Source organism: Novosphingobium mangrovi, from assembly GCF_022818885.1.
GTDB classification, from domain to species: domain Bacteria; phylum Pseudomonadota; class Alphaproteobacteria; order Sphingomonadales; family Sphingomonadaceae; genus Novosphingobium; species Novosphingobium mangrovi.
This window is the reverse complement of sequence record NZ_JALHAT010000015.1, coordinates 31,010-44,455: the sequence shown is the minus strand read 5'-3', so window position 1 is coordinate 44,455 and position 13,446 is coordinate 31,010. Positions and strand designations below refer to the sequence as shown.

Sequence of the window (13,446 nt, the reverse complement as noted above, 5' to 3'; positions counted from 1 at the left end):
GCCCGTGCAAGTCGAACGGAAACAAACCCTTTGCAAGAAGGGAACCCGAAGCGCGCGCAGGCCTTGTTCCCCGGACAGGGGCAAGAGCCGAAGCAAGACGCGGCAATTGGGCGGAGACGATGATGAGTGAAGGCAAGACCACCTCGAAGGCCAAGGCAGCCAAGGCGACCAGTTCGTCGCGCGGCAGCGAAGACCTGGCGCAGATTCTGGCCGATCAGATCCGTGCCGGGCTCCTGCCCGGTGACGGCGCGGACGACGAGCCCTGGATCGAGGACGCCGCGGGCTTCCTGCTGGACGCGGCCAGGACGCGCGAGGATGGCGAGAGCGTGGTTGAAGTGGCCTCGGCGGGCGAGGAACGCCCCGTTCTGCGCGTGGCGCTCATCAACGAGGACATGCCCTTTCTGGTCGATTCGACCGCGGCCGCGCTTGCTGCGCTGGGGATCGTGATCGATCGGCTGGTCCACCCCATTGTCAACGTCGCGCGCGAGGCGGACGGGGCGCTCTCGCGCTTTGGCCCCGATGGCCATGACGAGGCCTTCACCCGCGAATCGATGATCTACATCGAGATGGCGCGCGTCGATGCCCGCCAGCGCGGCGAACTCAAGCGTACTCTGGAAGCGATGCTGGCCGACGTGCGCAGTGCGGTCGCGGACTGGCCGCGCATGGTCGATGCCCTCCACGAAGACGCCTCGACCATCGAGGACCGCGAGGGCGCCGCCCTGCTGGAGTGGTTCGCTTCGGGCATGCTCACGATACTGGGGCACGTCACGCGCGGGCGCGATGAAAGCCACTCCAGACGCCTCGGCATCTGCCGCCGCGGGGTGAAGACGCTTCTCTCCGATGCCAGCTACGAGCGCGCGTTCGCCACGTTCGATGCCCAGCTCGCCGAGGGCAAGCTGAGCGTGCCTATGGTCATCAAGGCCAACCGCGTGTCGAGCGTGCACCGCCGTGTCCCGCTCGACCTGTTCCTCGTGCCCGTCATCGAGGAGGGCAAGGTCACTGCGCTTTCGGTCCATGCGGGCACCTGGACCAGTGAGGCGCTGGCCTCACCGCCCGACCGCGTGCCGCGCCTGCGCGGTGTGCTCGCGCGCATTGCCGCTAACATGAACTGCGATCCGCGCAGCCATACCGGCAAGGCGCTGGCCCACGCGCTGACCAGCCTGCCGCACGATCTGGTGCTCGGCCTCGAAGATGCCGACGTCGAGCGGCTGGCGGGCACGATGACCGGCCTTGTCGACCGGCCCCGTCCCCGGCTGCTGCTGGCGACCGCGCCGCTCATGCGCCACCTCTTCGCCTTCATCTGGCTGCCGCGCGACCTGGTCTCGACCAAGATGCGCCACCGTATCCAGGCGCTGGTCGAGGAAGCGGCCAACGCGCCCGCGCTCGATTGGACTCTGGTGGTGGAATCGGGAAGCCTGGCCATGCTGCGCTACACCTTCGACATTCGCGAAGGCGCGCAGGAGCCTGACGAGGCCCAGCTTGATCACCGCCTCCAGGTGCTGCTGCGCGGGTGGACCGAGGCGGTTGCCGCCGTCCTTGCCCAGCAGCTTGAGCCCGCCCGCGCCAACGCCATCGCGGGCCGCTATGCGGAAAGTTTCCCGCTCGGCTACCGCAGCGAATATGGCCCGGCCGAAGCCGCCATCGACATCGCCCACATGCGCAAGATCGTGGTCGGTGAGGCGGGCGAGGCCGCGCGCGCTACGGGCCAGCGCGACGCGCGCCTCTACGCCCACGAACAGGACGAAGAGGGCAATCTGCGCCTGAAGATCTACCAGGCCGCAGGCCAGCTGCCGCTCTCCGATGCGGTCCCGGCGCTTGAGAACTTCGGCTTCCGGGTCTTGGCCGAAGTGCCGACCGTGCTCGATCAGGGGCGCATCGGCACGATCCACGACTTCACGCTCGAGCTTCCCGCAGGCACCGAGCCCAATGCGGTTCTGGGCCTGGCGCCCATGATCGAGGATACCTTGTGCGCGGTCCTCAATGGCGAGGGCGAGAACGACGCGTTCAACCGCCTGGTGCCGGGACTTGGCCTCTCCAAGCGTGAGGCCAACTGGCTGCGCGCCTTCTACCGCTACCTGCGCCAGGGCGGCATGCACTTTGGCATTGCGACCGTGGTCGAGGCGCTGCTTGGCGCGCCCAAGGTGACGCTTGGCATTGTCGACCTCTTCCGCGCGCTTCACCAGCCCGACTTCAAGGGCGACCGCAAGGCCGCGCAGGACAGCGCCGAAGACGCCATCCGCGAGGGTCTGGCCGGGGTTGGCGCCATCAATGATGACCGTCTGCTGCGCGCCTACCGCGACCTTGTGCTGGCCATGCTGCGCACCAATGCCTTTGCCCCGCACGCGCAGGTAGCCCTGGCCTTCAAGTTCGATTCCGCAGGCGTGCCCGGGCTCCCCAAGCCGCTGCCCTGGCGCGAGATCTTCGTCTATTCGCGCCGGGTTGAGGGCATCCACTTGCGGGCCGGGCCGATTGCACGCGGGGGCCTGCGCTGGTCCGACCGGCGCGACGACTTCCGCACCGAGATTCTGGGCCTGATGAAGGCGCAGCGCGTCAAGAACGCGGTAATCGTGCCGACGGGTGCCAAGGGTGGCTTCTACCCCAAGCAGCTGCCCGATCCCACGCGCGACCGTGCGGGCTGGGCAGCCGAAGGTCAGGCAAGCTACGAGATATTCATCGCAACGCTGCTCTCGGTCACTGACAACATTGTCGAAGGCAAGGTCGTCCACCCGGAATGCGTCGAGATCCGCGACGGCGAGGACCCCTACTTCGTGGTCGCGGCGGACAAGGGCACGGCCAAGTTCTCCGACGTGGCCAATGGTATCGCGGAATCGAAGGACTTCTGGCTCGACGACGCCTTCGCCAGCGGCGGCTCGAACGGCTATGACCACAAGGCCATGGGCATTACCGCACGCGGCGCCTGGGTCTCGGTGCAGCGCCACTTCCTCGAAATGGGGATCGACGTGCAGACCGACCCGGTCCGTGTCGTGGGCTGCGGGGACATGTCGGGCGACGTGTTCGGCAACGGCATGCTGCTCTCCAAGGCGATCAAGCTGGTGGCGGCCTTTGACCACCGCCATATCTTCATTGACCCCGATCCTGACCCGAAGACCGGCTGGGACGAGCGCAGGCGCCTGTTCGAGCTCACCCATTCGAGCTGGGACGATTACGACAAGTCGCTCATCTCCAAGGGCGGCGGGGTCTTTCCGCGCTCGATGAAGTCGATCCCGCTCAGCCCGGAAATCCGCAAGGCGCTGGGCGTCGAGGTCGAGGCGCTCGACCCGGATTCGCTGATTTCCGCGATCCTGTGGGCCAAGGCCGACCTGCTCTGGTTCGGCGGCATCGGGACGTACGTGAAGGCTTCGAGCGAAAACAACGCGACCGTGGGCGACCCCGCCAACGACGCGCTGCGCGTCAGCGCCAATGAGGTCGGGGCGCGGGTCATCGGCGAGGGCGCGAACTTGGGCGTTACGCAGGCCGGGCGCATCGAGTTCGCGCTCAAGGGCGATGAGGGGCGCGGTGGGCGCATCAACACCGACTTCATCGACAATTCGGCGGGCGTCGACTGCTCGGACAACGAGGTCAACATCAAGATCGCGCTCGCCGCGGCACGCCGGGCGGGCAAGCTCACCGAGAAAAAGCGCGTGGCGCTGCTGCGCGACATGACCGAGGAGGTCGCCGAGATCGTGCTGGAGGACAACCGCCTCCAGGCCCTTGCCCTGTCCATCGCCGGGCGCGGCGGGGCGGACACGGTCCACTCGCACATCCGCCTCATCGAAATGCTGGAAGAAGGCGGCAACCTCGACCGCGTGACCGAAGGACTGGCCGAGAACGAGACGCTGGTGCGGCGCGGGCAGGACGGGCGCGGACTGGTCCGCCCCGAGCTTGCCGTTCTTCTCTCCAGCAGCAAGCTGGTCCTGCAGGACGCCATCGAGAACAGCTCGCTGCCCGATGGCGAGACCCTGGCCCCGATGCTGGTCGAGGCTTTCCCCGAGCCGATGCAGGCGAAGTACAAGCCCTTCATCCGCGAACACCGCCTCGCGCGTGAGATCATCGCGACCAAGCTTGCCAACCGCATCGTCAACCGCCTGGGTCTCGTCCATCCCTTCGAGGTGGCCGAGGAAGAGGGGGCGACGCTGGGGCAGATGGCCGCGGCCTTCGTTCTGGCCGAGGACATGTTCGATCTTGGCGACTTGTGGAGCCAGCTCGAGACTGCCGAGATGCCCGAGGAGGCGCGTCTTGCGCTCTTTGACCGGACGGCGGACGCGATGCGCTCGCACATGGCCGACCTCCTGCGGGCCGGGGCGGGCCGCGTGGCGCCGGGCGAGCTCAAGGACCGCCTCAAGGGCGGCATGAAGGTGCTCAAGGCCGACGTCTACGACCTTCTGGGGGAACACGCGCAGGGGCAGTCGAAGCGCATCTTCGAGAGCCTGCGCGAGCTTGGTGCGCCTGAAGAGCAGGCCCGCGCGGTGACGCGCCTGTTCGATCTCGATGGCGCGGTCGGCATCTCCGATCTTGCCGCCGAGACGAAGATCGCGGCGCGCGAACTGGTGGAGGCTTTCACCTCGCTCGGCGCCGGGCTGGGGCTCGACTGGGCGCAGGCAAGCGCCGCCCTGATGACGCCGACCGATCCCTGGGAGCGCCTGCTCGTGGCGGGCCTTGCCCGCGATTTCCAGCAGATGCGGCTCGACTTCCTGAAGGCGCTGGTGCGCACCAAGGCGGGCAAGAACGACCTGGATGGTGCGACCGCGCAATGGACGCGCGAGAATTCGGCGGCGATCTCGGCTTTCCGCACGGTCGTGCGCCGGGCCGAGGAAGCAGGCACCCATACACCCGCGATGCTCGCACAGATCGCGGTGCAGGCGCGCAATCTGCTCAAGCGCTGAACGTCCCTTGCGCGGGGCGGATCAGTCTGCGGACTGGTCTGCCCCGCGCGGGTGGACGAAGCGCTTGGCTATGGTGCGGGCCAGCCAGGGGCCCAGCAGCAGGATCGCGGCCATGCGCGCTGTCTGGAGCGTCATCACAAAGCCTACGTCGACAGGCGAGGACGCCGCGACGATGGCGATCGAATCCATGCCGCCCGGGCTCGTTGCAAGGTAGGCGGTGGCGATGCTGACGTTCGCGATATGCGAAAGGCCAAGACCCAGCAGGAAGCAGGTGCCCATCATCGCGGCAATCGCCACAAGGACGGCGGGAAAGACCGTGCGGGCGCGCTGGATCGTCTCGATCGTGAAGCGCGAGCCGATGCCCCAGCCCACCACCATGTAGGCGACGGCGAGGAGCGCGCGCGGGACCGCGAAGCTTTCGACGAGGCCGCTGGCGTGGAGAATGGTGCCCAGCACAAGTGGCCCCAGGATGTTGGGGGCGGGCAGGCGCACGAGACGCCCAAGGCACAGGCCCGCAGCTGCCGTAGCGAGCGTCGCCAGCATGGGGATCGGCGCGACCGGCCAGAACCAGGGCTGCGAGGCGGTGGTGACCGCGTGGGCGGAGCTTTCCTCACCCAGCGTCATCGCCAGCGCCGAGGCGCCCAGCGTGACCATGACCACGCGCACGTAGGTCATGAAGGCGACCATGCGGAAGTCCTCCCCGCTGTCGCGCGCCATCAGCACCATGGCGGTCGCAAGGCCCGGCGCCGAGCCCCAGATCGCGACGGCGCCCGGCAGAATGCGAAAGGCGGCGAGCAGGATGCCCGTGCCGAAAGCGACGAAGAGCGTGGCAAGCGCGCCGCCGATGAAGATCGGCCAGTCGGCGGCAAAGCGTGCGACGACCTCAGGGCCCATCGAGGAGGCGATGAGACAGCCGACGATGGACTGCGCCGCTGCGAAGAGGCCCGGGTTCGCCTTCATCTCGTAGTCGCGCAAGGCGAACGCGATGGCCGCGAACATGGGGCCGAGCATCAGGCTGGCCGGAATGTGAAGCAGATTTCCGCCCGCGCCCAGCACCACCGAAAGGGCGATGAGAGCAAGCCAGCGCTGCGGGTGCGAAGGAAGAAGGGTCACGCGGGTTCCGGCGCTGTTGTGCGGGAGAGGGCTGATGTCACAGCTCTGCGCGCAGGTGCGGGTAAATGCAATCCTTCGCACTTGCAGCAATCCGGCTGGCGGATGAAGTGGGCTTGTCCTCAGCCGAGCGGCAGCTTGAGTGGCGGCTTGATCGTCTCGAGCACGATGATCGATTTCACGTCGCGCACGCCGGGGATGCGCAGCAGCGATTTGAGCGTGATCTGCGAGAGATGCTCGACATCGCGCGCGATGACGTGGACGAGGTAGTCCATGTCGCCGGTCACCGCATGGCAGGCGATGACATAGGCGTTGTCCTGGATCGCGCTTTCGAAGCGCTGGATGTTGACGTCCGAATGGGCATCGAGGTTGATGAGCACGTAGGCGTTGAGCTCAAGGCCCAGCTTGCGTGGATCGAGCACGGGCTGGTAGCCCCGGATCACGCCGTCCTCTTCCAGCTTGCGGATACGGCGGCTGACCGGCGTTGCCGACAGCGCGGCGTGTTCGGCCACTTGCGCGACGGGCATGCGCGCATCTTCCTGAAGCGCGGCGAGGATCTTCCGGTCGAATTCGTCCAGCGGCATGAATCATCCAATCCCAGGTTGTTTCTTGGTGGAATACACCATGAAGACCCGTCTGGGGAGCGCAGTGCGCACGAAACCGGCGCGGTCCCTATGGTACTATACGTTCCATGAAGACACCGCAGACGACAACAAGCAAAAGTGGTCTTCGTGGAGAGTATGGCAAGGTGGGCGCGGACTACACCGCGGCGCAGGAGTGGGATGCCTATACGCCCGCGATGCACGACAGGTGGCGCCGCCTTTACCACGCGCAGGCCGAACTGACGCGCCGGCATGGCTGCCGCGCGTTCGGGGAGGGGCTGGCGCGGCTTGATTGCGCGCAGGCCATTCCGCGCTTTTCGGACGCAAATCGCGTGCTGGAACCGGCCACTGGCTGGCGGCTCGTCGCCGTGCCCGGGTTCATTCCGGACGCTGTCTTCTTCGAGCACCTGGCGCACCGCCGCTTCCCGGTCACCCGCTGGCTGCGCGAGGAGCACGAGCTCGACTACCTCGTCGAACCCGACGTGTTTCACGATTTCTTCGGCCACGTGCCGATGCTGCTCGACCCGGCCATTGCCGATTTCCTGCAGGCCTATGGCACGGCGGGCGCGCGGGCAATGGAACTGGGCGCGCTCGACATGCTGGCCCGGCTCTACTGGTACACCATCGAGTTCGGTCTCGTGCGCGAGGACGGCGAACTCAAGGTGTTTGGCGCAGGGATCCTCTCCTCGGCGGGCGAGACGCGCTTCTCGGTGACGGCCCCGGACGTGCTGCGCCTGCCCTTCGATCCCTTGCGGATCATGCGCACGGGCTACCGCATCGACGCTTTCCAGGAGACGTACTTCGTCCTCGAAAGCCTGCCCGAGCTCGTCGAGCGGCTCGTCGCGCTCGACCTTACGCCTTTCTATGCGCGCTGGCGCCACACGCCGCCGATTGCCCCGGGCGCGTGCCTGCCGGGCGAAACGACATTCACTAATCTGGGAGAGACTGCATGACCGACCTTTTCGAGAACCCGATTGGCCTTGATGGCTTCGAGTTCGTCGAGTTTTCCGCGCCCGAGAAGGGCGTGCTCGAACCCGTGTTCACCGCGATGGGCTTTACCCGCGTGGCGCGCCACCGCTCCAAGGACGTCGAGCTGTGGCGCCAGGGCGGGATCAACTTCATCACGAACTATGAACCGCACAGTCCGGCCTGGTTCTTCGCGCGCGAGCATGGCCCTTCGGCCTGCGGCATGGGCTTTCGGGTCAAGGACGCACGCGCGGCCTACGAGGAATTGCTGCGCCGCTCGGCCGAGCCGGTCCATGTCGAGACCGGTCCGATGGAACTGCGCCTGCCCGGGATCCGGGGCATCGGCAACTCGATCATCTATCTCGTCGATCGCTACGAAAGTGCGTCCGATCCAGCAGCTCTGTCGATCTACGACATCGACTTTGCCTACCTGCCCGGTGTCGAGCGTCATCCGGCGGGCGTGGGTTTCAACACGATCGATCACCTCACCCACAATGTCTATGGCGGGCGTATGGCGTACTGGGCGGACTACTATGAGAAGCTCTTCAACTTCCGCGAGATCCGCTACTTTGACATCAAGGGCGAGTACACCGGCCTCACCTCCAAGGCGCTGACGGCCCCGGACGGGCGCATCCGTATCCCGCTCAACGAAGAGGGAGAAGGCGGGAAGGGCCAGATCGAGGAATTCCTGCGCGCCTTCAACGGTGAGGGGATCCAGCACATCGCGCTCATTACCGATGATCTTGTCGCGGCTTGGAACCGTCTCAAGGACCTGGGCGTCCCCTTCATGAGCGCGCCGCCTGCAACCTACTACGAGATGCTGGCCGAGCGCCTGCCCGGCCATGGCCAGGACGTGGGCGAACTGCAGGCCCGGGGTATTCTCCTCGACGGGACGACCGAGGGGGGACGTCCGCGTCTCCTGCTCCAGATCTTCGCCGAGGCGCAGGTGGGCCCCGTCTTCTTCGAATTCATCGAGCGTCAGGGCGACGACGGCTTTGGCGAAGGCAACTTCAAGGCGCTGTTCGAATCGATGGAGCGCGATCAGGTCCGTCGCGGTGTCCTCCACGTTGAGGAAAACGGCGCGAAGGACTGAGAAAGACGGGGGACGGTGGACCGTTCAGGGAGCCACCGCCTCCGCCGCGTGCCGGACCTCCCTTCCTCCGGGTCGAGGTCCGGCACGCCCCCACACGAGACATCGGGAGAGAATGCCATGACCCAACCTCATGCTCCATCGCTTGGCGGCATCCACCACGTCGCCTACCGCTGCCGGGACGCGAAGGAGACCGTGGACTTCTATCGGGACGTGCTGGGCATGGATTTCCAGCTCGCCATCGCGGAGGACAAGGTGCCCTCCACCGGCGCGCCCGATCCCTACATGCACGTCTTCCTCGATTGTGGGGGCGGCAACGTGCTGGCCTTCTTCGAGCTGCCCAATTCGCCTGCAATGGATCGCGACCGTGCGACACCCGAATGGGTCCAGCACATCGCCTTCAAGGTCGACAGCGAGGACGATCTGCTTGCGGCCAAGGCGCGCCTCGAGGCGCGCGGGCTGGACGTGGTGGGACCGGTTCACCACGGGGTGTTCAAGTCGATCTACTTCTTCGACCCCAACGGCCACCGGCTGGAACTGGCCTGGCAGTTTGGCACGCCCGACCAGATGGGGCGCCTCAAGGCCGTGGCCGACGACATGCTGGAGGAATGGAGCCGCACCCGCCGCGCGCCGCGCCATGCGGCCTGGCTGCACGAGGAAGCGGCGCAGGGTTGAGGCTATCGGGACGATGCCATCATCCATCAAAGAAGGAACGTAAAAGGAAGAAGCCATTTCAAGGGGCCATCGCCCCTTGACCCCAGAACGGGCAACCTCACCTTTTTCAGCCAGCACGGCGTGTGAGGCGCGGGGCAGACAGTTCGGGGAGCCCGAGGGCGATGGCCCTCGGAATTATCCTTCTTCCTACTGCACCCTTCTCCCAACCAAAAAGCCCGCCGGGGTGACCGACGGGCTTTTCGTGTCATCGGGAGCGATGCGCTTAGCGCAGGCGCACCGGGATGAAGATCGGCGGGTTGCCGCGCGGCTGGACGCGCAGCAGCATCGCCGAGCGCTTCTCCGACTTGGCGGCTTCGACGGCCTTGGCGAATTCGGCCTTCGAGTTCACTTCCTTGCCATCGGCCAGCAGCACGATCATGCCGCGGCGAAGGCCCTTCTGGGCTGCGTCCGAGGCGGCATCGACGCCGGCGATGACCACACCCTTGGAAGGGTCGCTGACACCCAGTTGGCGCGCGATCTGCGGGCTCATGTCGATCACCGAGACGCCGAGGGTTTCCTCGATCACGCCCTGGGTGTCTTCCTGGCCGCGGTTGTCGAAGGGATTGGAGTCCGATTCGTCGTCCGGGTTGAACGCCTGGCTCAGTTCGCTTTCGCTCGGGCGCTTGGCGACCGTGGCGTTGAGCGTGACCTTGCGGCCATCGCGCAGGACCACCAGCGGAATGCGGCTGCCCGGCTCGGTGTTGGCCACGAGGAAGGAGAGCGACTGCTCGCGGTTCACTTCCTTGCCGTCAACCGAGATCACGACGTCGCCCGCCTTCATCCCGGCCTTGGCCGCGGCGCCTTCGGGCTCGACCGCCTGGATGAATTCGCCCTTGTTCTTCTCCACGCCCAGCGCTTCGGCGAGATCGTCGTTGAGCGGCTGGATGCGCACGCCCAGATACCCGCGCTCGATCGCCTCGCCCTTGATGAGCTTGTCGACGATGGGCGCGGCGATCTCGGCGGGAATGGCAAAGCCGATGCCCACGCTGCCGCCGGTCGGCGAGAAGATCGCGTTGTTGATGCCGATGACGTTGCCGTTCATGTCGAACATCGGGCCGCCCGAGTTGCCCCGGTTGATTGCCGCGTCGGTCTGCAGGTAGCGGTCATAGGCGCCGCCGCCGCCGGTGTTGCGGTAGACCGCCGAGATGATGCCCGAGGTGACCGTGCCACCGAGGCCAAACGGGTTGCCGATAGCGATGATCCATTCGCCCACGCGCGACTTCGAGCTGTCGCCGAACTTCACGAAGGGGAAGGGCTTGTCACGGCTGATCTTGAGCACGGCAAGGTCCGAGGCGGCGTCCTTGCCGACGAGCTTGGCCGGGTACTCGGTGCCGTCGGGCATGGTGACGGTGATCGATTCGACCTCGCCCTTGCCGTCCGCGGTGATCACGTGGTTGTTGGTGACGACATAGCCGTCCGCCGAGATCACGAAGCCCGAGCCCAGCGACTGCGCTTCGCGCGTCTGGGGCGAGCCGCCGCGGTTGCCGAACAGGCCCTCGAAGGGGGTGCCGGCAAAGGGGTTGGCCTGCTGCTGGACCTGGATGCGCTGACGCGTCGAGATGTTGACGACGGCAGGGGCCAGCTGTTCGGTGAGATCGGCGAAGCTGGCCGGCGCGCCGGAGCGCGGAACGACATGCGTCATCTGGCTGGCTTCGTTCTGGGCGACTTGCGCCCCGGCGGGATATCCGGTCGCCAGCGAGAGGGTGGCGCCTCCCAGAAGGAGGGCGGTGGTCAATCCATAAGCGTATCGCACGGGCTTCACGTCCTTTGATTCCTCCGTTGCAACGGTGTCACGGCACCGTTTGTTCCGACCCCGCACCCCGGATGAAGCGGCGCAACTTAACCGGGTTTGAATGGTGCGGGGCTCGGGCTGGTATCTGTCCAAAAATCCGGGCCGTTCAGGGCTGGCGGAAGTGCTTGAGGTAGGCATTGTCCGGCGAAAGCAACAGGGTCTTCGATCCGGTTTCACCATCCTTGGCAAAGGACACGTCGTAGCTCTGCATGGCGCGGTAGAAGTCGTAGAAGGCCGGGTCCTTGCCGAAGCTCTCGGCATAGATCCCCGCCGCTTCGGCTTCGGCCTCGGCGCGGATGATGCGGGCATCGCGCTGGCCGCGCGCGGTGATCGTCTTGGCCTCTTCCTGGCGCGAGGCGACCATGCGGTTGAAGGCGCTTTCCTGGGCGCCGTCGGGAAGATCAGCGCGTTTGATGCGCACGTCGACCACGCGCGCGCCGTACTGCCGGGCCTCGCTGTCGAGCAGGTCGCGGATGTTCGCCATCGCCTGGCCGCGCTCGGCGGTCAGCAGCGAGGTGAAGGTCCGCTTGCCCAGTTCCTGGCGCACGTTCGAGGACAGGATCGGGATCAGCTGCTGCGTCACGTTCTCGGTGGTGCGCGCAGTCTCGATCATCTTGACAGGGTCAGTGATACGGTAGCGGGCATAAGCATCGACGTTGACGCGCTGCTGGTCGGTCGAGAGCACCTGTTCCTGGCTCATGTCGACGGACAGCAGGCGCTTGTCGATGCGCTGGACGCGCTCGTAGCCGGGAATGTGGAAGTGGATGCCCGCATCGGTCGCGCCATAAGGCGCGCCCGCGACATAGGCGTTGTAGACGCGGTTGGGCTTACCGCCGCGCACGATCACCACTTGCTGGTCCTCGGGCACGATGATGACGCTCATCCACAGGCCGACGAGGACGATGGCCGCGGCGACCAGGACGCCGGTGTACTTCTGCATCGAGGCGCTCATTACTGGCCTCCCTTCGCGTTGGCATTCCCGTCCGCGCTGGCGGCCGGCGCGGCCCTGCGGGTCACTTCGGGCAGCGGGATGTAGGGGGTCACGCCGTCGGCCTCGGCCACGACCGTGTCGTTGTTGCGCAGGACACGCTCCATCGTCTCGTAGTACATGCGCCGCTTGGTCACTTCGGGGGCCTGGCGGTATTCCTCGTAGACCTTGTCGAACTGCGAGGCGTTACCTTCGGCCTCGGCCAGCTTCTGCTGGGCCCAGGCGCGCGCTTCGGAACGGTCGCGCTCGGCGTCCTGCTGGGCCACCGTCACCTGCTCGAAGGCCGAGCGGGTCTTGGACGGGGGATCGGACTTCTTGATTTCCACGCCCTGGATGGCGATGCCCGACTTGTAGTAGTCGAGCAGGGTCTGCATGCGTTCGCGCACGTCCTGTTCGACGCGGGCGCGCCCATCACCCGAGATGGCATCGTTGAGCGAGATCTGCGCGATCGAGGCGCGCATCGCGGTCTCGGCGACTTCGCGCACGGTTTCCTGCGGATCGGCGAGGCGGAAGGTGTAGTTCTTCAGGTCCTTGATGTTCCAGCGCACGAGATAGGTCAGGTCGACCAGGTTCTTGTCGCTGGTGAGCATCAGCTTCTCGCCGCTGCCTTCCGGGATGGTGTCGACGTTGAACGAACGCACGTCCTCCACCTTCACGCTTTCGATCGGCCAGGGGGCGGTCAGGCTGATGCCCGAATCGATGACGCCCGAATAGCGCCCAAAGCGGGTGACGACGCCCTGTTCGCCCGGATCGAGCTGGTGAAAGCTCGACAGGAAGAGAAACAGCACCACCACGCCGCCGATGAGGAAGGGCATCCACGAGGAGCCATCGGGACGGCGCGGCATCTGCGGGAAGCCGCCGCCGGGGCCGCGCGGGCCACCGCCCCCGCCACCCTTGCGCGGGTCGCGCGAGCGGAAGATGTCCTCGATGCTGGCCGAGCGGCGCGGCGGGGGATTGCCGCTGGGAAGCCAGGGATTGCGCGGGCCCGCGCTGTCGCCCGAGCCACCCTTGTCGCCATCCCCGTCACCGGAACCGCCGCCCGAACCATCGTCCGCGCCGCTGCCATCCTGGCCCGATCCGGTGCCATCCTCGCCCGATGAGCCCCCGCCCGAGCCCCAGGGGCTGTTGCGTCCGGCCATCTTCAGGCCTGCTCGCGTAATTGCATCGCCAATCGCTTTCATGGCGTTATCTATAGGAAGGCTTGTGCCAAAAAACACCCTTGCACCGAAAAACAGGGCCACTCTTGCCCTTTTTCCTTCGCTGGGCCACCTGAGCGCCATGAACCGCTCACAATTCCGCAA

Annotated in this window: 9 protein-coding genes; 4 read left to right on the top strand and 5 right to left on the bottom strand. The window is 66.3% G+C overall.

Annotated elements, in window-relative coordinates; all coding sequences use genetic code 11:
* Positions 1 to 122 precede the first annotated feature (122 nt).
* On the top strand, positions 123 to 4,883 hold the full coding sequence (locus MTR65_RS10350; protein ID WP_243799863.1) for an NAD-glutamate dehydrogenase: 4,761 nt from the start codon (positions 123 to 125) through the stop codon (positions 4,881 to 4,883).
* 21 nt (positions 4,884 to 4,904) lie between these two features.
* On the opposite strand, the gene MTR65_RS10345 is transcribed toward MTR65_RS10350, so the two are convergent.
* On the bottom strand, positions 4,905 to 5,996 hold the full coding sequence (locus MTR65_RS10345; protein ID WP_243799828.1) for an AbrB family transcriptional regulator: 1,092 nt from the start codon (positions 5,994 to 5,996) through the stop codon (positions 4,905 to 4,907).
* Between the two features lie 119 nt (positions 5,997 to 6,115).
* Positions 6,116 to 6,577, bottom strand: coding sequence for an Lrp/AsnC family transcriptional regulator (locus tag MTR65_RS10340; protein ID WP_243799826.1), 462 nt, complete (start codon positions 6,575 to 6,577; stop codon positions 6,116 to 6,118).
* A gap of 107 nt (positions 6,578 to 6,684) precedes the next feature.
* Here MTR65_RS10340 and phhA point away from each other — a divergent pair, with 107 nt between their 5' ends.
* From phhA to MTR65_RS10325, 3 genes are all read left to right on the top strand, one after another.
* Positions 6,685 to 7,548, top strand: coding sequence for a phenylalanine 4-monooxygenase (gene phhA / locus MTR65_RS10335; protein WP_243799824.1), 864 nt, complete (start codon positions 6,685 to 6,687; stop codon positions 7,546 to 7,548).
* Entirely contained in the window at positions 7,545 to 8,654 is a 1,110-nt protein-coding gene (gene hppD, locus MTR65_RS10330) for a 4-hydroxyphenylpyruvate dioxygenase (protein WP_243799821.1), read from the top strand. Before phhA ends, hppD begins: the two co-directional genes overlap by 4 nt.
* A 117-nt stretch (positions 8,655 to 8,771) precedes the next feature.
* On the top strand, positions 8,772 to 9,326 hold the full coding sequence (locus tag MTR65_RS10325) for a VOC family protein (RefSeq protein WP_243799819.1): 555 nt from the start codon (positions 8,772 to 8,774) through the stop codon (positions 9,324 to 9,326).
* A gap of 262 nt (positions 9,327 to 9,588) precedes the next feature.
* Here MTR65_RS10325 and MTR65_RS10320 read toward each other — a convergent pair whose 3' ends face one another.
* The 3 genes from MTR65_RS10320 to hflK all read right to left on the bottom strand — a co-directional run bounded on the left by MTR65_RS10320 (position 9,589) and on the right by hflK (position 13,284).
* The gene (locus MTR65_RS10320) at positions 9,589 to 11,118 is read right to left on the bottom strand and encodes a Do family serine endopeptidase (protein WP_243799861.1); all 1,530 of its coding nucleotides are present in this window, start codon (positions 11,116 to 11,118) and stop codon (positions 9,589 to 9,591) included.
* Between the two features lie 145 nt (positions 11,119 to 11,263).
* Positions 11,264 to 12,109: a protease modulator HflC gene (gene hflC, locus MTR65_RS10315; protein ID WP_243799817.1), complete on the bottom strand. Its 846-nt coding sequence runs from the start codon at positions 12,107 to 12,109 to the stop codon at positions 11,264 to 11,266.
* Positions 12,109 to 13,284 carry a protease modulator HflK gene (hflK, locus tag MTR65_RS10310; RefSeq protein WP_243799815.1) on the bottom strand — a complete coding sequence of 392 codons (1,176 nt, stop codon included), beginning with the start codon at positions 13,282 to 13,284 and terminating at the stop codon, positions 12,109 to 12,111. Before hflK ends, hflC begins: the two co-directional genes overlap by 1 nt.
* Positions 13,285 to 13,446: the final 162 nt, after the last annotated feature.

Excerpts from the sequence above, each read along its gene's own strand:
- MTR65_RS10350 (WP_243799863.1), top strand. The coding sequence starts at position 123 with ATGAGTGAAGGCAAGACCACCTCGAAGGCCAAGGCAGCCAAGGCGACC.
- MTR65_RS10340 (WP_243799826.1), bottom strand. The coding sequence starts at position 6,577 with ATGCCGCTGGACGAATTCGACCGGAAGATCCTCGCCGCGCTTCAGGAA.
- phhA (WP_243799824.1), top strand. The coding sequence starts at position 6,685 with ATGAAGACACCGCAGACGACAACAAGCAAAAGTGGTCTTCGTGGAGAG.
- hppD (WP_243799821.1), top strand. The coding sequence starts at position 7,545 with ATGACCGACCTTTTCGAGAACCCGATTGGCCTTGATGGCTTCGAGTTC.
- MTR65_RS10325 (WP_243799819.1), top strand. The coding sequence starts at position 8,772 with ATGACCCAACCTCATGCTCCATCGCTTGGCGGCATCCACCACGTCGCC.
- hflC (WP_243799817.1), bottom strand. The coding sequence starts at position 12,109 with ATGAGCGCCTCGATGCAGAAGTACACCGGCGTCCTGGTCGCCGCGGCC.
- hflK (WP_243799815.1), bottom strand. The coding sequence starts at position 13,284 with ATGGCCGGACGCAACAGCCCCTGGGGCTCGGGCGGGGGCTCATCGGGC.